This is a genomic window from Staphylococcus sp. HMSC077D08, assembly GCF_001837945.1.
Lineage (GTDB): Bacteria > Bacillota > Bacilli > Staphylococcales > Staphylococcaceae > Staphylococcus > Staphylococcus epidermidis.
The window spans coordinates 40,290-60,061 of sequence record NZ_KV834742.1 but is presented as its reverse complement, the minus strand read 5'-3'; the positions used below and the strand labels follow the sequence as shown (position 1 = coordinate 60,061).

21 protein-coding genes and 1 other annotated feature are annotated in these 19,772 nt (G+C 32.0%); of the genes, 20 read left to right on the top strand and 1 reads right to left on the bottom strand.

The genetic code is table 11. The annotated features are described in order from the left end of the window. The first annotated feature begins 62 nt into the window (after positions 1-62). Both HMPREF2663_RS01200 and radC read left to right on the top strand, forming a co-directional pair. On the top strand, positions 63-773 hold the full coding sequence (locus HMPREF2663_RS01200; RefSeq protein ID WP_002446631.1) for a prepilin peptidase: 711 nt from the start codon (positions 63-65) through the stop codon (positions 771-773). Beyond that, positions 770-1,450, top strand: coding sequence for a RadC family protein (gene radC / locus HMPREF2663_RS01195; RefSeq protein ID WP_002446630.1), 681 nt, complete (start codon positions 770-772; stop codon positions 1,448-1,450). The genes HMPREF2663_RS01200 and radC overlap by 4 nt, the downstream gene beginning before the upstream one ends. Before the next feature lie 63 nt (positions 1,451-1,513). Here the strand turns inward: radC and HMPREF2663_RS01190 are convergent, their stop codons facing one another. Continuing rightward, the gene (locus tag HMPREF2663_RS01190) at positions 1,514-1,693 is read right to left on the bottom strand and encodes a hypothetical protein (RefSeq protein ID WP_002446629.1); all 180 of its coding nucleotides are present in this window, start codon (positions 1,691-1,693) and stop codon (positions 1,514-1,516) included. A 163-nt stretch (positions 1,694-1,856) separates the two neighbouring features. On the opposite strand from HMPREF2663_RS01190, the gene HMPREF2663_RS01185 reads away from it, so the two are divergent. The 18 genes from HMPREF2663_RS01185 (at position 1,857) to HMPREF2663_RS01100 (ending at position 19,760) form a co-directional block, all read left to right on the top strand. After that, positions 1,857-2,342: a DUF4930 family protein gene (locus HMPREF2663_RS01185; RefSeq protein ID WP_002446628.1), complete on the top strand. Its 486-nt coding sequence runs from the start codon at positions 1,857-1,859 to the stop codon at positions 2,340-2,342. A gap of 83 nt (positions 2,343-2,425) precedes the next feature. After that, on the top strand, positions 2,426-2,566 hold the full coding sequence (locus tag HMPREF2663_RS01180) for a hypothetical protein (protein ID WP_002446627.1): 141 nt from the start codon (positions 2,426-2,428) through the stop codon (positions 2,564-2,566). A gap of 391 nt (positions 2,567-2,957) precedes the next feature. Next, the gene (mreC, locus tag HMPREF2663_RS01175) at positions 2,958-3,797 is read left to right on the top strand and encodes a rod shape-determining protein MreC (RefSeq protein ID WP_002446626.1); all 840 of its coding nucleotides are present in this window, start codon (positions 2,958-2,960) and stop codon (positions 3,795-3,797) included. After that, positions 3,797-4,318 (top strand): rod shape-determining protein MreD, encoded by a 522-nt coding sequence (gene mreD, locus HMPREF2663_RS01170; RefSeq protein WP_002446625.1) that lies wholly within the window; start codon positions 3,797-3,799, stop codon positions 4,316-4,318. The genes mreC and mreD overlap by 1 nt, the downstream gene beginning before the upstream one ends. A gap of 32 nt (positions 4,319-4,350) precedes the next feature. Beyond that, positions 4,351-4,427, top strand: a sequence feature (ribosomal protein L21 leader region). 12 nt (positions 4,428-4,439) lie between these two features. Beyond that, positions 4,440-4,748 carry a 50S ribosomal protein L21 gene (gene rplU / locus HMPREF2663_RS01165; protein WP_001830820.1) on the top strand — a complete coding sequence of 103 codons (309 nt, stop codon included), beginning with the start codon at positions 4,440-4,442 and terminating at the stop codon, positions 4,746-4,748. Positions 4,749-4,752: 4 nt separating this feature from the next. Next, positions 4,753-5,073, top strand: coding sequence for a ribosomal-processing cysteine protease Prp (locus HMPREF2663_RS01160; protein ID WP_001830797.1), 321 nt, complete (start codon positions 4,753-4,755; stop codon positions 5,071-5,073). Positions 5,074-5,084: 11 nt separating this feature from the next. Continuing rightward, positions 5,085-5,369, top strand: a complete 285-nt coding sequence (gene rpmA / locus HMPREF2663_RS01155; RefSeq protein ID WP_001830822.1) for a 50S ribosomal protein L27 — start codon at positions 5,085-5,087, stop codon at positions 5,367-5,369. A 145-nt stretch (positions 5,370-5,514) separates the two neighbouring features. Continuing rightward, positions 5,515-6,807: a GTPase ObgE gene (obgE, locus tag HMPREF2663_RS01150; protein WP_070845602.1), complete on the top strand. Its 1,293-nt coding sequence runs from the start codon at positions 5,515-5,517 to the stop codon at positions 6,805-6,807. Positions 6,808-6,818: 11 nt separating this feature from the next. After that, entirely contained in the window at positions 6,819-7,274 is a 456-nt protein-coding gene (locus HMPREF2663_RS01145; RefSeq protein WP_002457789.1) for an ACT domain-containing protein, read from the top strand. Positions 7,275-7,286: 12 nt separating this feature from the next. Beyond that, on the top strand, positions 7,287-7,889 hold the full coding sequence (ruvA, locus tag HMPREF2663_RS01140; RefSeq protein WP_002457788.1) for a Holliday junction branch migration protein RuvA: 603 nt from the start codon (positions 7,287-7,289) through the stop codon (positions 7,887-7,889). A 13-nt stretch (positions 7,890-7,902) separates the two neighbouring features. After that, positions 7,903-8,907, top strand: coding sequence for a Holliday junction branch migration DNA helicase RuvB (ruvB, locus tag HMPREF2663_RS01135; protein WP_060545575.1), 1,005 nt, complete (start codon positions 7,903-7,905; stop codon positions 8,905-8,907). Between the two features lies 1 nt (position 8,908). Beyond that, positions 8,909-9,934: a tRNA preQ1(34) S-adenosylmethionine ribosyltransferase-isomerase QueA gene (gene queA, locus HMPREF2663_RS01130; protein WP_020363534.1), complete on the top strand. Its 1,026-nt coding sequence runs from the start codon at positions 8,909-8,911 to the stop codon at positions 9,932-9,934. A 20-nt stretch (positions 9,935-9,954) separates the two neighbouring features. Beyond that, positions 9,955-11,094, top strand: a complete 1,140-nt coding sequence (gene tgt, locus HMPREF2663_RS01125; protein ID WP_070845600.1) for a tRNA guanosine(34) transglycosylase Tgt — start codon at positions 9,955-9,957, stop codon at positions 11,092-11,094. 15 nt (positions 11,095-11,109) lie between these two features. Next, positions 11,110-11,370, top strand: coding sequence for a preprotein translocase subunit YajC (yajC, locus tag HMPREF2663_RS01120; protein ID WP_001830800.1), 261 nt, complete (start codon positions 11,110-11,112; stop codon positions 11,368-11,370). A gap of 349 nt (positions 11,371-11,719) precedes the next feature. Next, a complete protein-coding gene (secDF, locus tag HMPREF2663_RS01115; RefSeq protein WP_070845598.1) occupies positions 11,720-14,011 on the top strand; it encodes a protein translocase subunit SecDF in 2,292 nt (763 codons plus the stop codon). A gap of 235 nt (positions 14,012-14,246) precedes the next feature. After that, complete coding sequence (gene recJ, locus HMPREF2663_RS01110; RefSeq protein ID WP_002487452.1) at positions 14,247-16,520, top strand: single-stranded-DNA-specific exonuclease RecJ; 2,274 nt, start codon at positions 14,247-14,249, stop codon at positions 16,518-16,520. Positions 16,521-16,538: 18 nt separating this feature from the next. Further along, on the top strand, positions 16,539-17,057 hold the full coding sequence (locus HMPREF2663_RS01105; protein WP_001832698.1) for an adenine phosphoribosyltransferase: 519 nt from the start codon (positions 16,539-16,541) through the stop codon (positions 17,055-17,057). Positions 17,058-17,570: 513 nt separating this feature from the next. Continuing rightward, entirely contained in the window at positions 17,571-19,760 is a 2,190-nt protein-coding gene (locus HMPREF2663_RS01100) for a RelA/SpoT family protein (RefSeq protein WP_001832683.1), read from the top strand. Positions 19,761-19,772 lie beyond the last annotated feature (12 nt).

Sequence of the window (19,772 nt, the reverse complement as noted above, 5' to 3'; positions counted from 1 at the left end):
AATTCCTCTCATATTTACTTTTATTTAAGACTGTTTATAATAAATATTGAGGAGTGTGATATATGCTATTACTTGCCTATACTTGTAGCATTATATTTAGTTTTCTTTATCAATTTTGCAATCAAAATATAGTAAAACTTCAATATCTTTATTCAAGGTCTCACTGTGATTTTTGTCATACTATCATTAAACCCTTAGATTTACTGCCTATTATAAGTTTTTTAAAACTTCGTGGACAATCTCGTTGTTGTAATCAACCATTACAACGGTTATATTTAATCGGAGAATTCGTTTCGTTTAGTGCAATTTTCTTCTTTTATCCTACTCATTTTAATATACACTTCATATTATTTTTAACAACTTTCCTGTTTCTACTGACGATGTGTCTTTACGATATTCACTCAATGCATATAGATTTAAGACTCTTATTTGTCTACACAATCGTATCCGTTTTCGTAACCCAAACCTATTTTGGTAATTTTGTAATGATATTTTTGATTTCACATGTCATTTATCTATTCGCATCTAAATTTATAGGGTATGGAGACATATTGCTTTTTAACATATTGGGACTTATATTTCCGTTAAATTTTTTCTTTTTTATTGTTGTATTTACGTTTATTATTGGGGGGATTTTTGCCATAATTTTAAAATTTTTTTCTTTTAAAGATATTAAATATTTACCTTTAATACCATTTATATTCATATCATTCGTAGTAACTTCATTAGTTTATCGTCACATTTTATTTCTTTTAGGGGGAGAATTTTATTGAGAATAAATGAAATGGCTCTGCATGAAAAACCTAGAGAGCGTTTAATTACATATGGCGCTAAAACTCTATCTAATGTTGAACTTTTAGCAATTCTCTTAAACACTGGTAGAAAAGGATTTTCTAGTATAGACATTGCAAACGAATTATTGAAGCAACAATCCACAATTAGAGATTTAAAAAAAATGTCTATCAATGATCTACTGAAAATAAAGGGCATTGGACTTTATAAAGCTGTAATATTGCAGGCTGCATTTGAACTAGGTGAACGTATTAATTCTACAAGCACTTTAGACAAAGTACAGATTACACATCCTAGTGATGTTGCTAGTCTGATGATGTCGACAATGAAAGATTTAGAGCAAGAACATTTTGTTGTACTTTTACTTAACTCAAAAAATATAGTCACAAAACAAGCTTGGGTATATAAAGGCACATTGAATAGTTCGATTATTCATCCAAGAGAAGTATTTAATATTGCAATAAGAGAGTCTTCTAATTCAATAATAGTTGTACATAATCATCCTTCAGGTGATGTAACACCTTCGAAAGAGGATATTACTACAACTTATAGACTTAAAGAGTGCGGAGATATATTAGGTATAAATTTACTTGATCATATTATTATTGGTGATAATAAATTTACGAGTTTAGTCGAAGCGGGGTATTTTGATGAATAAAAAAGCTAGCTTAATACATTAACAATTTTAATTAAAAAATTTGTATAGCTAACTTATCATTTATTATTGAATAAAACCTGAAAAGTTTTGAAAATGCTCAAATAACCATAATACACCTTGATAACCTAAATAGATACATAACAAAACAATGCCAGCTGAAATCAAAAAGCGTAATATAGATAATCCAACTTTAAATAAGAGGATGACTAGCAAAACAATTAAAATAATCGTTAAAATGCTCATTGTGTTGAACCTCCTTAAATCACTTATATTGTATATGTAGTATTATATATTATATTAACAGATTTGCCATCGGTCTATAGATACATCATCTATACGGCTATAGTCTGATGTAATGAAAAATATTTTAAATTATACTAAATTTGATTTGTAAAGGGGGGTTCGTATGAGGTATATCTTTAGTGTTATAAAAAATATTATTGCAGTAATAGCGATAATATTGATTATATATATAGCTCTTCAACATGCACCATTTCTCAAAAATCAAGAATGGAACCCACTTAATGATATGAACAATCATCATCAAAATATCACACAAAAAGCGAGTCAAAAAAATAATACACTCTATTCACAGCCTAGTAACGATAAAAGTTACATTTTAAAAGATAATGATATCATCAATAATGTTCCAGCAAGTCAAATCAAGACAGTTTTTAATATGATTGATAAGGCAGAATTTATGTCTGTTTCAGGATTAGAACGTATGGGATTCAATGACGAATATCTTGCTGGTCAACAAGGTGATGAATTTATTATTTATAAATTTGGTGATGATTATATCCGAGTTTATAATACTGAATTCGAAATGAACGAAGACTTAAATCAATTAAAGCAACCTATTAATTTGAAGCCAATTGAAGCCTATCAATAACAATAGGAATGATTCATTTGAAAACCAGTTTTAAATACGTTAGGGTTTATATAGATTATTTATAAAGGTTGGTGTGATTCAAAATGGCTGAACAATCGAAAGAAAAACAAGCTAATGAACAAGCAAAAGCGCAAAATCTTTTTGCTCGCTGGAGAAAAGAAGAAACACTTTATAGTGAGGATGAAAAGAAAGAGAAGTCTTCAAATAAGAAAGATAAAGAATAGCTTATCAAAGTAAAGTGAATCAGTAAGTGTAATACAGTAAGTAAAATTGCTCATTTTAGAATGATATAAATATTTTTATCATTTTAATAAAAATAAAATCTTGATCTTTGTGTTAAGCCTGGGACGATGAATTTTGTTCCAGGTACTTTTATGTTCTGACAGCTAATGATTATACTGAAAAATTATTTGAAGTCTAGTTATATCAAGATTTAGTGCCGTTTTCCAAAGCTCGTTTAATCTATCTATTTTATTAATTAGATTAGTTAATGTTAGTTCTAAAGTGGCAAATAATAAAATAGAATCAATTTCGTAAAGTTAGTGCTTTATTTAACTGAATGAGTAATATAAAATATATAAAGATACTAATTTTAGTCATATAGAGGTGTTCTGGGTGCTTAAGTTTTTTAGAAATAACAAGCTCATTGTCGTTTTGTGTGCAATGATTATTTTTATTGCATTAATAGGGTTATCGATACGTTCTCAGACCCAATCTCCACCTGAACAATACGTAGGAGACTCTGTATCATTTGGACAAAGAGTTATTAGTTATCCAATTCAATTTGTTACTGGATCTATTGGTAATTTATTTGAAAAAGGAAGCTCAAAAAAGGATAAAAATAAAATCAAACAACTTGAAGCTAAAAATGAAGAGTTAGAATCAGAAAATAAGAAATATAAAAAAGAACTTGATATCAAAGATTTATCAAAATATGAACCTATTTCTACTACAGTTATTGCGAGAAACCCAGATCAATGGATGAATACGATATTAATAGATAAGGGCTCTAAAGCAGGTATAAAAAATAATATGGCCGTCATGACATCAGAAGGATTAGTTGGAAGAGTAACCAAAGTTAATCAATTTTCATCACAAGTAGACCTTATTTCCACTCATACTCGGGCAGGAAAATTATCTGTTAATATTCACCACGGTACTAAGAATATTTTTGGTTTAATTGATCGATACGACAATAAAAACGAAGAATTGATCATAAGTGATATTAATAACAAAGATAGCGTTAAAAAAGGAGATAAAGTAGTAACAAGTGGATTAGCAGATCAATTACCTAGTGGGTTGTATATAGGTGAAGTAACAAAAGTCGAAAATGATCAATACGGGCTTGCAAAACAAGTACGGGTCAAAACTGGAGCTGATATGACAGATTTAACTCATGTATATGTTGCTAAACGTGATGTTAGTACTATTCCTAATGAAGGTAGTGATAATTAATGCGTACTTTTTATTACTTTCTAATAGGAATACTTCTATTTTATATTGATACCATTATAGGGCTTACCATCCCCATGCATTTCGGAAAAATTGATATTATTTTTGTACCACATTTAACTATCATGTACATTCTTATCATGACTGTTTACCGAGGTTTTGGCGTTGCTATGTCTTTAGCTTTCTTCTTCGGAATAGTAACTGATTTATATTTCGGAAGTATATATGGTCTATATATGTTTGGATATATCATTTTAGTTGTTATAGTTGATAAATTTTTTAAGATCTTTTATCGTGATTATTCTGTATTATTTTTTATCATTTTATTATCCACAGTATTTTTAGAAATATATGTGGCTATGATTTATGGAGTAATAGGTTTCATTGAATTTAATTTAATAGAGTTTGTATTATTAAGACTTATTCCAACTCTCATCATTAATTTTTTACTACTAATTATGTTATTTCCTATTATTATTAAATTTACTAAAAAAATAAAAAACACAATTGACAGTAAGGCTTAGTGATGGTAAGATGCAGTAGTTGAGTAGTTTCAAGCTACATACAACCGCTCACATACAGGTTGAAGTACAATCATATTGTCACCTGTATATGGCGTGACTTATTATATAGGAGGTGCAAAGTATGTTTGCTATTATTGAAACAGGTGGAAAACAAATCAAAGTAGAAGAAGGTCAAGAAATCTACGTTGAAAAATTAAATGCTAACGAAGGTGACTCTTTCACTTTTGATAAAGTTTTATTTGTAGGTGGCGACTCAGTTAAAGTTGGTGCTCCAACAGTTGAAGGTGCATCAGTAACTGCGACAGTTAATAAACAAGGACGCGGTAAAAAAATTACTGTCTTCACTTACAAACGTCGTAAAGACTCTAAACGTAAAAAAGGCCATCGTCAACCATATACTAAATTAACTATCGATAAAATCAACGCATAATCGTATGATTACTGTTGATATTACGGTTAATGACGAAGGTAAGGTCACAGATGTAGTCATGGATGGTCATGCAAATCATGGTGAATATGGTCATGATATTGTCTGTGCAGGAGCATCAGCAGTCTTATTTGGAAGTGTTAATGCTATAATGGGATTAACATCAGAGAAGCCAGATATCAACTATGAAGATGACGGCGGATATTTTCATATAAGAAGTGTTGATACGAATAACAAAGAAGCTCAATTAATTCTTCAAGCAATGTTAGTTTCTTTACAAACGATAGAAGAAGAATATAATGAAAATATCAAATTAAATTATAAGTGAGGTGTATCCCGATGTTAAAATTAAACTTACAATTCTTCGCATCTAAAAAAGGGGTAAGTTCTACAAAAAACGGACGTGACTCTGAGTCTAAACGTTTAGGTGCAAAACGTGCTGATGGTCAATATGTATCAGGTGGTTCTATTCTTTATCGCCAACGTGGTACTAAAATCTACCCTGGTGAAAATGTAGGTCGTGGTGGCGATGATACATTATTCGCTAAAATCGACGGCGTTGTTAAGTTTGAACGCAAAGGTCGCGACAAAAAGCAAGTTTCTGTATACGCAGTTGCTGAATAATTTTGTCTAGTAAACACCAGAAGTGAATACTTCTGGTGTTTTATTTTGTTTAGATAAAAATACTTATTGACTATAGTTTTTATATCATTATGTATAGTGATATAATTAATAAGATGAAAATTTCGGAGTAAAAGAGGTGAGATATATGTTCGTCGATCAAGTGAAAATATCTCTAAAAGCTGGTGATGGAGGTAATGGCATCACTGCTTATAGAAGAGAAAAATATGTACCTTTTGGTGGTCCAGCTGGTGGCGACGGTGGTAAAGGTGCTTCTGTGATATTTGAGGTGGATGAAGGATTGAGAACTTTATTAGATTTCAGATATCAAAGACATTTTAAAGCTAAAAAAGGCGAAAATGGTCAAAGTAGCAACATGCATGGTAAAAATGCGGAAGACTTAGTGTTAAAAGTACCACCAGGTACAATTATTAAAAGTGTTGAAAGTGAAGAAGTGCTTGCAGATTTGGTTGAAGATGGCCAACGTGCTATTGTAGCTAGAGGAGGACGTGGCGGGCGTGGTAACTCAAGATTTGCTACCCCTAGAAATCCTGCACCTGATTTTAGTGAAAAGGGTGAGCCAGGCGAAGAATTAGAAGTAACTTTAGAGTTGAAATTGTTAGCAGATGTTGGATTAGTAGGTTTTCCTAGTGTAGGTAAATCCACATTGCTTACAATAGTTTCTAAAGCGAAACCTAAGATAGGTGCTTATCATTTTACGACAATAAAACCTAATCTAGGTGTCGTTTCAACGCCTGATCATAGAAGTTTTGTTATGGCAGATTTACCAGGATTAATTGAGGGCGCTTCTGATGGTGTCGGCCTTGGACATCAATTCTTAAGACATGTTGAACGAACTAAAGTGATTGTCCATATGATTGATATGAGTGGGTCAGAAGGTCGAGACCCATTAGATGATTATAAAATTATTAATCAAGAATTAATAAATTATAAACAACGCTTAGAAGATCGTCCGCAAATTATAGTAGCAAATAAAATGGATTTACCTGATTCACAAGGGAATTTGTCACTTTTTAAGGAACAATTAGATAATGATGTGACAGTCGTTCCTGTTTCAACTATTACGAGAGACAATATTGATCAATTATTATATCAAATTGCTGATAAGCTCGAGGAAGTTAAAGATGTTGACTTCTCGGTTGAAGAAGATGAGAATTTAGGTGTTAATCGTGTATTATATAAACACACACCATCAGCAGATAAATTTACTATTTCTAGAGATGATGACGGCGCATATGTAGTGAGTGGCAATGCTATTGAAAGAATGTTTAAAATGACTGATTTCAATAGTGATCCAGCTGTAAGAAGGTTTGCAAGACAAATGCGGTCAATGGGTATTGATGATGCTTTAAGAGAGAGAGGTTGTAGCAATGGTGATATTGTTAGAATCTTAGGTGGAGAATTTGAATTTGTCGAATAGGGGTGTCTAAATTGGACAATAAAGACAATCGAAAATTTTATTTAATTAGAGAAGATGTACTACCAGAATCTGTCATCAAAACTTTAAAAGTTAAGGATGCTTTAAAAAATAATTCGAATTTGTCCATTTATGATGCTGTAAAACAATTCAATCTCTCTAGAAGTGCATTTTACAAATACAGAGAGACAATATTTCCAGTAGATGAAAAAATATTAGATCAAAGAGAATTTACTTTGATTTTATATGTAAATGATATTGTTGGAATGTTAGCCCAAGTTCTTAATGCAATCTCGCAACTTAAATTATCAGTTTTGACAATACATCAAAGTGTTCCAATTGAAGATAAAGCGACAATCACATTATCTTTGAATGCGAGAAATTCTAATTTATCCATTGACGAGGTCATTGAATCATTAAGAGAGATAAATCATGTAACTAAAGTAGACTTAATAAGTATGACTATGTAAAGGAGTACTGACATGTATGCATATATTAAAGGAACATTATCTCAATTGTTCCCTACACATGTAGTAGTTGAGACATGTGGCATAGGTTATGAAATACAAACGCCTAATTCGTATCGTTTTCAAAAATATCTTGAAAAAGAAGTCCAAATTTATACTTCACTAATTGTACGAGAAGATGCCCAATTACTATATGGCTTTATCAATGAAGAGGAAAAAGAAATGTTTCTTAGCTTAATAAAAGTGACTGGTATAGGACCTAAATCCGCTTTGGCGATACTTGCTTCAAGTACACCACATGAAGTTAAATTAGCTATCGAAAATGAAAATGATGCTTATTTAACACAATTTCCTGGGATAGGAAAGAAAACTGCAAGACAAATTGTGTTAGATTTAAAAGGGAAGGTTACAATTACTGAAGAAAATAGTGACGATTTATTACAAACTCAAGTTAATGGTAATGAGCAAAATCAAATTATATCTGAAGCACTATTAGCTTTACAAGCACTGGGCTATTCTAAACGAGAATTAAGTAAAGTAGAAAAATCACTCAACAAACATAATGTGAATAGTGTGGATGAAGCCGTTAAAATAGGACTACAAACACTAGTTTCTTAATGGAGGAAGTCAAATGGATAAAAGAATGGTCGATCAAGAATTTCATAATGAAGATACTGACTTGGAATTATCACTAAGACCAACACAATTAAAGCAGTATATAGGTCAATCCTCTATAAAAAGTAATTTAGAAGTCTTTATCAAGGCTGCCAAACTTAGACAAGAGCCTCTCGATCATGTCTTGTTATTTGGTCCTCCAGGACTAGGTAAAACGACTCTATCAAATATCATTGCTAATGAGATGGATGTAAATATTCGTACTATTTCAGGACCATCTTTAGAAAGACCAGGTGACTTAGCAGCGATATTATCTGGGTTACAGCCAGGTGATGTGTTATTTATCGATGAAATTCATAGATTAAGTAGTGTTGTTGAAGAAGTTCTGTACCCTGCTATGGAGGACTTTTTCTTAGATATCATTATTGGTAAAGGCGATGAAGCAAGAAGCATTCGAATAGATTTGCCACCTTTTACATTAGTTGGAGCAACGACAAGAGCCGGTAGTTTGACGGGTCCGTTAAGAGATCGTTTTGGTGTGCATCTTAGATTAGAGTACTATAATGAAAATGATTTAAAGGAAATAATCACGCGAACTGCAGAGGTGCTTGGAACGGACATCGATAAGGAAAGTGCTTTAGAATTAGCTCGTCGCTCTAGAGGTACACCTAGGATAGCGAATAGGTTACTAAAACGTGTAAGAGACTTCCAACAAGTAAATGAAGACGATCAGATATATATTGAAACGACTAAACGAGCATTACAATTATTGCAGGTCGATCAACAAGGTTTAGATTACATCGACCATAAAATGATGAATTGTATTATTAATCAGTACAACGGTGGTCCTGTTGGATTAGATACAATTGCAGTTTCAATAGGTGAAGAACGGGTGACTATAGAAGATGTATATGAACCTTTCTTAATCCAAAAAGGTTTCTTGGAAAGGACTCCACGCGGGAGAAAAGCAACTGCTTTAGCCTTTGAACACTTTAATACTACTAACGAAAAGAGGGAATAAATTGAATATCGAAGATTTCGATTATCATTTGCCAGAGTCTCTCATTGCACAAACACCACTAAAAAACAGAGACCAAAGTAGATTGTTAGTTCTTAGAAAAGACACTGGTGAGATGACACACTTACATTTTAGAGATGTCATCCATTATTTTGAGCCTGGTGATACATTGGTTCTTAACGATACACGTGTTATGCCTGCTAGATTATTTGGCCAAAAAGAAGAAACTGGTGCTAAAGTTGAAATGCTAATGCTCACCCAAATTGAAGGTAATGATTGGGAAGTTTTACTTAAACCTGCAAAGAGAATTAAAAAAGGTCATCGTCTAAATTTTGGAGATGGTAAAATCGTTGCTGAGTGTATTGAGGAACTTGAACAAGGTGGGCGTATTATGCGTCTACATTATGAGGGTATACTTCAAGAACGCTTAGATGAATTAGGTGAGATGCCATTACCTCCATACATTAAAGAAAGATTAGATGATCCTGATAGGTATCAAACGGTTTATGCTAAAGAGAGTGGATCAGCAGCTGCACCAACAGCAGGTTTACATTTTACTGATGATTTATTAAATAAAATTGAACAAAAAGGGGTTCATATTGCCTTTATTACATTACATGTTGGATTAGGAACCTTTAGACCCGTAAGTGTTGATAATATCGATGATCACGAAATGCATAGTGAGTATTATCAAATGACACAAAAAACGGCTGATTTATTAAATCAAACAAAAGAAAATGGTAAGCGTGTGATATCAGTTGGAACAACATCAACGCGTACATTAGAAACGATACGTCGTGATCATCCTCAATTTGTTGCCACAAGTGGATGGACTGATATCTTTATTTATCCTGGCTTTGAGTTTAAAGCGATAGATGGGTTAATTACTAATTTCCACTTACCCAAGTCAACGTTAGTCATGCTAGTTTCAGCATTTAGCAGTAAAAAATATATTTTAAACGCTTATCATAAAGCTGTTGAAATGGAGTATCGATTCTTTAGCTTTGGAGATGCAATGTTAATTATATAAAAGAATGTGAGGTTTAACATATGCCTGCAGTGACATATGAGCATATAAAAACATGTAAACAATCCGGTGCCAGATTAGGAATTGTACATACACCGCATGGATCTTTTGAAACACCAATGTTTATGCCGGTTGGGACAAAAGCAACAGTTAAAACAATGAGCCCGGAAGAATTAAGAGACATAGAAGCAAAGATTATATTAGGAAACACATATCATTTGTGGTTACAACCAGGAAATGATATTATCAAGCACGCTGGGGGATTACACAAATTCATGAATTGGGACGGTCCAATTTTAACAGATTCTGGTGGTTTCCAAGTATTTAGTTTAAGTAATTTGCGCAAAATTTCTGAAGAAGGTGTAGAATTTAGACACCATACTAATGGCTCAAAGCTATTTTTGAGTCCCGAGAAGTCTATGCAAATACAGAATGATTTAGGTTCTGATATTATGATGGCATTTGATGAATGTCCACCAATGCCAGCTGAATATGAGTACGTCAAAGATTCAATCGAACGTACAACTCGATGGGCAGCCAGATGTTTAAAAGCACATCAACGCCCTGAAGAACAAGCACTGTTCGGTATTATTCAAGGCGGAGAATACAAAGATTTAAGAGAACAAAGTGCTAAAGAACTTGTCAGTCTTGATTTTCCAGGGTATGCGATAGGAGGGCTGTCTGTAGGTGAGCCAAAACCTGTTATGTATGACATGGTTGAACATACAGAACAATTTATGCCGAAAGATAAACCTAGATATTTAATGGGAGTAGGTTCTCCTGATGCTTTGATTGAATGTAGCATTAGGGGTATGGATATGTTTGATTGTGTATTGCCTACTAGAATTGCTAGAAATGGTACTTGTATGACATCAAATGGTCGATTAGTTGTTAAAAACGCTAAATATGCAGATGATTTAAGACCACTTGATGAACAATGTGACTGTTATACATGTCAACATTACACAAGAGCTTATATTAGACATCTAGTTAAAGCGGAAGAGACTTTTGGTATCCGTCTTACTACTATTCATAATTTACATTTTCTGCTAAAATTAATGGAAGATATTAGACAAGCCATTCGAGAAGACCGTCTTTTAGATTTTAAAGATGAATTCTTTGAACAATATGGATTAAATGTAGAAAACCCTAAAAACTTTTAAAGAGGAGTAACTAAAATGGAATTAACTTCATTGATTATACCAATTTTATTATTGGTTGTAATGTATTTCTTATTAATAAGACCACAACAAAAACGTGCAAAAGAACATCGTGCAATGATTAACCGTGTAGAAGCGGGTCAAAAGATTACTACAATTGGTGGTATTAAAGGAACTATTAAAGCTGTAGATGAAACTTCTGTAATCATTACTGTAAATAGTAATGGAACAGAAATGACTTTTGAAAAACCAGCAATAAAACAAGTAGACCCTTCATAAATACAGATTGATACCTAAATGTAGGGGATAAATAGCTTATGGAATATTTTATCTTTCTACTGTAATGGTATTTTAGTCTTAAATGAATAAGATAAATGCATTTTAACTTCTGTATTGATTATTATAATGTTAAGAATGCCTGGGACAATTTCTGTCTCAGGTTTTTTTAGCATAGTTTAAATAGAAAAATTATTATAAAATTGTTGCATTTTTAGACAATAATTTCACTATTTCTATGAGTATGTTAATATAAGTAAGTCCGTTAAAGTGAACGTAATATCATTTTAACTTGCACGATAATTTATTCATCGAGTATTCTAGATACATAAGTAAATAATGAGGTGTTCATGTGAAGAAAACGAGTAGAATAATTGCATTCATACTCCTCGTAGCTCTACTATTCACTGGAATGGGTATGACGTATAAGAATGTAGTTAAAAATGTTAATTTAGGTCTAGATTTGCAAGGTGGTTTTGAAGTCCTCTTCCAAGTAGATCCTTTAAATAAAGGAGATAAAATTGATAAAAAAGCACTTCAGGCTACATCTCAAACATTAGAAAATCGTGTAAATGTTCTAGGTGTATCAGAACCGAAAATACAAATCGAAGATCCTAATCGAATTCGTGTACAATTAGCAGGTATAAAGGATCAAGCACAAGCGCGTAAATTATTATCGACACAAGCTAATTTAACAATTAGAGATGCTGAAGATCATGTTTTAATGTCTGGTTCAGACATTAAACAAGGCTCTGCTAAACAAGAATTTAAACAAGAAACTAATCAGCCAACAGTTACATTTAAAGTAAAAAGTAAAGATAAATTTAAGAAAGTAACTGAAAAGATTTCTAAAAAACGTGACAATGTCATGGTAGTTTGGTTAGATTTCGAAAAAGGCGATAGTTACAAGAAAGAAGCTAAAAAGCAACAAGAAGGTAAAAAGCCTAAATTTATATCTGCAGCGAGTGTAGACCAACCTATTAATTCTAGTAGTGTTGAAATTTCAGGTGGGTTCAATGGTAAAAAAGGTGTTGAAGAAGCGAAACAAATAGCCGAGTTATTAAATGCCGGTTCATTACCAGTTGATTTAAAAGAAATTTACTCTAACTCTGTTGGTGCACAATTTGGTCAAGATGCTTTAGATAAGACTATATTTGCATCAATTGTAGGTATAGCATTAATTTATTTATTTATGCTTGGTTTCTATCGTTTGCCTGGTTTAGTTGCAATCATTGCCTTAACCGCTTATATTTATTTAACTTTAGTCGCATTCAATTTCATATCAGGTGTATTAACTCTACCTGGATTGGCGGCATTAGTTTTAGGTGTAGGTATGGCTGTCGATGCCAATATCATTATGTATGAACGTATTAAAGATGAACTAAGAATTGGACGCACGCTTAAACAAGCGTATTCTAAAGCAAATAAAAGTTCATTCTTAACTATATTTGATTCCAATTTAACAACTGTCATTGCTGCGGCTGTGCTTTTCTTCTTTGGAGAAAGTTCAGTCAAAGGCTTCGCAACGATGTTACTCTTAGGTATCTTAATGATATTTGTAACCGCAGTATTCTTATCAAGAGGGTTGTTATCATTACTGGTATCTTCAAACTTCTTTAAAAAACAATACTGGTTATTTGGTGTTAAGAAGAAGAATAGACATGATATTAATGAAGGTAAAGATGTACATGATTTAAAAACATCATATGAAAAGTTAAACTTTGTTAAATTAGCTAAGCCACTTATTTCACTTAGTATTTTAATTGTAATTATTGGATTGATTATCATTTCGATATTTAAATTAAACTTAGGTATTGATTTCTCATCCGGAACAAGAGCAGATATTCAATCTAAAAATGCTATAACACAAGCACAGGTTGAGAAAACTGTAAAATCAGCTGGATTAGAACCAGATCAAATACAGATTAATGGTAGTGGAAATAAAAATGCCACAGTTCAGTTTAAAAAAGATTTATCACGTGAGGAAGACAATAAATTAAGTGCTAAGGTGAAATCTGAATTTGGAGATAATCCACAAATTAATACCGTTTCACCTCTCATTGGCCAAGAACTTGCTAAAAATGCTGTAACTGCATTAATACTTGCTTCCATAGGTATTATTATCTATGTTTCACTAAGATTTGAATGGCGTATGGGCCTATCTTCTGTACTTGCATTATTACATGATGTATTTATCATCATTGCAATCTTTAGTTTGTTTAGAATAGAAGTAGATTTAACGTTTATTGCAGCAGTATTAACTATCGTTGGTTATTCAATCAATGATACAATCGTAACTTTCGACCGTGTTCGAGAAAATCTGCATAAAGTTAAAGTCATTACGCATACTGATCAAATTGATGATATAGTCAACCGCTCTATTAGACAAACTATGTCACGTTCTATTAATACAGTGTTAACTGTAGTTGTAGTGGTAGTTTCAATTTTAATTTTAGGTGCACCAACAATATTTAATTTCTCTTTAGCATTGCTAATTGGATTATTATCTGGTGTATTCTCATCAATTTTCATTGCTGTACCATTATGGGGCATGTTGAAGAAACGACAGTTTAAAAAGACAAAAAATAATAAATTAATAGTGCACAAAGAGAAGAAATCTAACGATGAAAAAATCTTAGTTTAACTTCTTCACATTTTTATAATTTTAAAAGTTTACAAGCCAACCAAGGTGAATTATCTACTTTGGTTGGCTTGATTTCATGTATTAGCGTTTAATCATTAAGTTAGCAGTTAATGAAAAAACTGAACGATAAAAGTTTTGTGAAGAATTGTAACTTTATATTCTTTTAAAAAATGCAAGTACTTTTTATTTCATTAAAATTTCGGTATAATGACCTGTGGAAATGAGGACGATTATAATGATTAAATCAAAATATAATTGGGATATAACTCAACCTGACACCTTTATAAGTGAGAGTAGTAGTGATCAATTTAAACTTTCACCCATAGTAAAAAAGGTATTAGAGAGTAAAAATATTGTGGATAATCAGGAGATTCAAAATCTATTTAAAGACACTAACATTAGTCATGATTATATGTTATTAAGTGATATGCAAAAAGCGATTGATCGCATTAAATTAGCTATCGATCATAATGAACGAATACTAGTATATGGTGACTATGATGCAGATGGTGTTACATCTACTACAATTCTAGTGTCTACTTTACGTCTACTTGGCGCTCAGGTGGGGTGGTATATTCCCAATAGATTTACAGAAGGATATGGACCTAATGAATTAGCATTTAAAAATGCTTATGACGAAGGGATCTCCTTAATAATAACTGTAGATAATGGTATACAAGGACATCATGAAATAAGTACCATACAAGAATTAGGTGTAGATGTTATAGTGACAGATCATCATGAAATAGGAGAAACTTTACCTGATGCTTTTGCAATTGTACATCCGATGCATCCTAATTTTGAATATCCTTTTAAATATTTATGTGGTGCGGGTGTTGCTTATAAATTGGCCCAAGGATTGATAAAGCATCCACCTCAACATTTCATAGCATTAGCTGCCATAGGTACGATTGCAGATTTAGTATCATTAACAGATGAGAATAGATATATTGTAAAGCAAGGATTAAAGATATTAAACAGTCATACACCCTCGTCCATAAAGGCTATCTTAAATCAAGCGGGTTTTAATGATGAAATAACAGAAGAAACGATTGGTTTTATTATTGGACCTCGATTAAATGCTGTTGGTAGACTAGAAGATGCATCATTAGCTGCTGAACTTTTATTGTCCGATGAATTTGAAGAGGCGGAATTTTTAGCTGAACAAGTTGAACATTTTAATCAAGAACGTAAAGATATAGTATCTAAAATTACTGATGAAGCATTGATATTAGCAGAGGAACAAATCAAACAAGGACATTTGTTTCTTTTACTTGCCAAAGAGGGTTGGCATGAGGGTGTATTAGGTATTGTTGCATCTAAAATTGTAGAAACATATGCATTACCAACATTAATTTTAAATATTGATAAAAATCAAAATCATGCCAAGGGTTCTGCGAGGTCGATTGAACAAGTTTCCATGTTTGATATTTTAAATGATCATCAACAGTTAATTGATAAGTTTGGTGGTCATCACATGGCTGCAGGAATGACGATGCCTATCGATAATATTGAACGTTTACATAAAGAGCTAAATGTGTGGATGAAGGAACTTACAGTTACCACTTCATTAGAGCCTTCAATAAAGGTGGATGCGCAACTTGAAGAAACAGAAATTAACATTAAAAATATTAAAGATATATTTCAATTAAGGCCTTTTGGTACGGACTTTAATAGTCCTCTTTTTATGGTTAGAGATTTAATTGTCAAGTCAACAAAAGGAATCGGACAGGATAATAAACATCTTAAGTTAACGCTTGGTCATTCAGGTTTAACTGCTTTATTTTGGAATCATGGACATTTAGCAAGTGAACTCGAAGCAGGTCAACCGATTCATATAATAGGAACATTGCAAATTAATGAATGGAATGGTAATCAAACACCTCAATTTATCATCAAAGATATTGCTATAGACCAATTACAAATTTTGGATTATCGTAGTAAACGTAAAAATATACAATTTAAAGAAACTGAATCAAATGTTGCCTATGTCATTCATCCGAAACTCAAAAAAAGCAATTCACATTACTATTATTATGGTGAGGCTATTGATAGACCTTATGATAAAATAGTGTTTAGAGACTTACCTAATACTATGGTTGAAATTGAACAAACTTTAGAACATTCACAAATTTCTCAACTATATTTAGTTCTGCAGCATGATAAGTCAATATATTTTGAAGGTATCCCTAGCAAGTCGCTTTTTAAAAAGTGTTACAAAGCTTTAATAAACAAAAAAGAAACTGACTTAATTAAAGAAGGTATGCTGCTTTGTGAGTACTTAAATATTAAGCCCGAAATATTAACATTCATGCTTAAAGTCTTTAAAGAATTGGAGTTTATTTACGACGAAAAGGGATTGATTAAGATAAATCCGACGCCAAATAAACAAGATATAGAAAATAGTCGTATTTACCAAATGAGACAAGCACGTATGGAAGTAGAAGAACGCCTTCTCTATGATGATTTTTTAAATATAAAAGAATGGATAATATCAAAGTTAACATAGCTTTCAGGAGGAAAAACAATGGATTTAAAACAATATGTTTCAGAAGTAAAAGATTGGCCTTCAGCAGGTGTAAGCTTTAAGGATATAACAACTATAATGGATAATGGTGAAGCTTATGGCTATGCTACGGATCAAATTGTTGAATATGCAAAAGAAAAAAATATAGATATAGTAGTTGGTCCTGAAGCCAGAGGGTTTATAATAGGGTGTCCAGTTGCTTACTCAATGGGTATTGGTTTTGCTCCAGTACGTAAAGAAGGAAAACTACCTCGAGAAGTTATTCGTTATGAATATAATTTAGAATATGGAACTAACGTATTAACTATGCATAAAGATGCGATTAAACCTGGACAACGAGTTTTAATTACTGATGATTTACTAGCTACAGGTGGAACAATTGAAGCTGCAATAAAACTTGTTGAACAATTAGGTGGTATAGTTGTAGGTATTGCGTTTATTATTGAACTTAAATATTTGAATGGAATTGATAAAATAAAAGATTATGATGTGATGAGTTTGATTTCATATGATGAATAAAAATAATAAAATTTAGATTTTTATGAGCCTGAAAAAATAATATCAGGCTCATTAATCTTTTTGAAAAGCTTAATGTATTAAAATGATTATCAATTTTATATTAGTTTATTTTATAACTGCTATGAACATCAGCTAAGTATTCATCTCTATTTATAATTGGACATTGTTTTAAATCGATATTAAATAAAATTATGTGTTTTAATTTTTTAATTGGAACCGACAACTTAAATGTAAATTTAAATGTGTGATTAAAGTTTAACATCATTTATTTATTTGTAAGTCATATTGTAGTATCATGAAACTATTATTTAGAAAATTAATAAATGAGTTTCAATTATATAGTTGAACATGATAATTTGATATATGTAGAACCTTTCTACTTTCTTAAGCTATAAATGATTTATGGTAAAATGAATACAATAACAATGAATAAGTACTTTCATGTGGTATGTTAAACATCTTTGCAACATGAGTACTAAACGAAAGTAATGAATTGAGTGGGGTGTCATTAAAGTGAATAACGAGTATCCATATAGCGCGGATGAGGTGCTTTATAAAGCTAAATCATATTTATCAACAAGTGAATATGAATATGTTCTCAAAAGTTATCATATAGCTTATGAGGCACATAAGGGTCAATTTAGAAAAAATGGCTTACCATATATTATGCATCCTATTCAAGTTGCAGGGATTTTAACAGAGATGCGTTTAGACGGACCCACTATTGTCGCTGGATTTCTACATGATGTGATTGAAGATACTTCTTATACATTTGAAGATGTTAAAGATATGTTTAATGAAGAAATTGCACGAATCGTAGACGGGGTAACTAAGCTTAAAAAGGTTAAGTATCGTTCTAAGGAAGAACAACAAGCAGAAAACCATCGTAAACTATTTATTGCTATTGCTAAAGATGTACGTGTAATTTTAGTGAAGTTAGCAGATCGGCTTCATAATATGAGAACTTTAAAGGCAATGCCAAGAGAGAAGCAGGTAAGAATCTCTAAGGAAACCTTAGAAATCTATGCTCCGCTAGCACATCGACTTGGAATCAACACGATAAAGTGGGAACTTGAAGATACAGCGCTGAGATATATTGACAGTGTCCAATATTTCCGCATCGTTAATCTTATGAAGAAAAAACGTAGTGAACGCGAAGCTTACATTACAAATGCAATCAATAAAATTAAAAACGAAATGACTAAAATGAATCTTTCGGGCGAAATTAACGGTAGACCAAAACATATTTACAGTATATATCGCAAAATGATTAAACAAAAAAAGCAATTTGATCAAATATTTGATTTGCTTGCTATACGTATTATAGTTAATTCGATAAACGATTGTTATGCGACGCTTGGTTTAGTTCATACATTATGGAAACCAATGCCTGGACGTTTTAAAGATTATATAGCTATGCCTAAACAAAATATGTATCAATCACTACATACCACTGTAGTTGGACCCAATGGCGACCCTTTAGAAATACAAATTCGAACACACGAAATGCATGAAATCGCTGAACATGGTGTTGCTGCACATTGGGCTTATAAAGAAGGTAAGACAGTTAATCAAAAAACACAGGATTTTCAAAATAAGCTTAATTGGTTAAAAGAACTTGCTGAAACTGACCATACTTCTGCAGATGCGCAAGAATTTATGGAATCCTTAAAATATGATTTACAGAGCGATAAGGTATATGCATTTACACCAGCTAGTGATGTTATAGAGTTACCTTATGGTGCAGTACCAATTGATTTTGCTTATGCAATACACAGTGAAGTAGGAAATAAAATGATTGGGGCTAAGGTTAATGGTAAAATCGTACCTATAGATTATGTTCTACAAACTGGTGATATTATAGAGATTCGTACAAGTAAACACTCTTACGGTCCAAGTAGAGACTGGTTGAAAATTGTAAAATCTTCTAGTGCTAAAAGTAAAATCAAAAGTTTCTTTAAAAAACAAGATCGTTCTTCTAATATAGAAAAAGGTAAATTTATGGTAGAAGCGGAGATTAAAGAGCAAGGATTCCGTGTTGAGGATATTTTAACTGAGAAAAATTTAGAAGTCGTTAATGAAAAATATCATTTTGCAAATGATGAAGATTTGTACGCAGCCGTTGGATTCGGTGGTGTTACATCAATACAAATCGTCAATAAATTAACTGAACGACAAAGAATATTAGATAAACAAAAGGCATTAAATGAGGCGCAGGAAGTTACAAAATCTGTACCTATAAAAAAAGATATTACCACAGACAGTGGTGTATACGTTGAGGGATTAGAAAACGTCTTAATCAAGTTATCAAAATGTTGTAATCCTATACCAGGTGATGATATTGTTGGTTATATCACTAAAGGACACGGGATTAAAGTTCATCGTACAGATTGTCCAAATATAAAAAATGAAACAGATCGATTGATTTCGGTAGAGTGGGTAAAATCTAAAGATTCAACACAACAATATCAAGTCGATTTAGAGGTTACTGCATATGATAGAAATGGCTTGCTCAACGAAGTATTACAAGCTGTGAATTCTACTGCTGGAAGCTTGATTAAAGTTTCTGGGCGTTCAGACATTGATAAAAATGCTGTAATTAATATTAGCGTGATGGTAAAAAATGTCAATGATGTGTACCGTGTCGTTGAAAAAATTAAACAACTAGGTGACGTTTATACAGTATCTAGAGTTTGGAACTAGAGGTGCAAAAGA

Bases quoted from the DNA above. Each gene is read 5' to 3' on its own strand.
- HMPREF2663_RS01200 (WP_002446631.1), top strand. From the start codon at position 63: ATGCTATTACTTGCCTATACTTGTAGCATTATATTTAGTTTTCTTTAT.
- HMPREF2663_RS01190 (WP_002446629.1), bottom strand. From the start codon at position 1,693: ATGAGCATTTTAACGATTATTTTAATTGTTTTGCTAGTCATCCTCTTA.
- HMPREF2663_RS01185 (WP_002446628.1), top strand. From the start codon at position 1,857: ATGAGGTATATCTTTAGTGTTATAAAAAATATTATTGCAGTAATAGCG.
- HMPREF2663_RS01180 (WP_002446627.1), top strand. From the start codon at position 2,426: ATGGCTGAACAATCGAAAGAAAAACAAGCTAATGAACAAGCAAAAGCG.
- mreD (WP_002446625.1), top strand. From the start codon at position 3,797: ATGCGTACTTTTTATTACTTTCTAATAGGAATACTTCTATTTTATATT.
- rplU (WP_001830820.1), top strand. From the start codon at position 4,440: ATGTTTGCTATTATTGAAACAGGTGGAAAACAAATCAAAGTAGAAGAA.
- HMPREF2663_RS01160 (WP_001830797.1), top strand. From the start codon at position 4,753: ATGATTACTGTTGATATTACGGTTAATGACGAAGGTAAGGTCACAGAT.
- rpmA (WP_001830822.1), top strand. From the start codon at position 5,085: ATGTTAAAATTAAACTTACAATTCTTCGCATCTAAAAAAGGGGTAAGT.
- obgE (WP_070845602.1), top strand. From the start codon at position 5,515: ATGTTCGTCGATCAAGTGAAAATATCTCTAAAAGCTGGTGATGGAGGT.
- ruvA (WP_002457788.1), top strand. From the start codon at position 7,287: ATGTATGCATATATTAAAGGAACATTATCTCAATTGTTCCCTACACAT.
- ruvB (WP_060545575.1), top strand. From the start codon at position 7,903: ATGGATAAAAGAATGGTCGATCAAGAATTTCATAATGAAGATACTGAC.
- tgt (WP_070845600.1), top strand. From the start codon at position 9,955: ATGCCTGCAGTGACATATGAGCATATAAAAACATGTAAACAATCCGGT.
- yajC (WP_001830800.1), top strand. From the start codon at position 11,110: ATGGAATTAACTTCATTGATTATACCAATTTTATTATTGGTTGTAATG.
- recJ (WP_002487452.1), top strand. From the start codon at position 14,247: ATGATTAAATCAAAATATAATTGGGATATAACTCAACCTGACACCTTT.
- HMPREF2663_RS01105 (WP_001832698.1), top strand. From the start codon at position 16,539: ATGGATTTAAAACAATATGTTTCAGAAGTAAAAGATTGGCCTTCAGCA.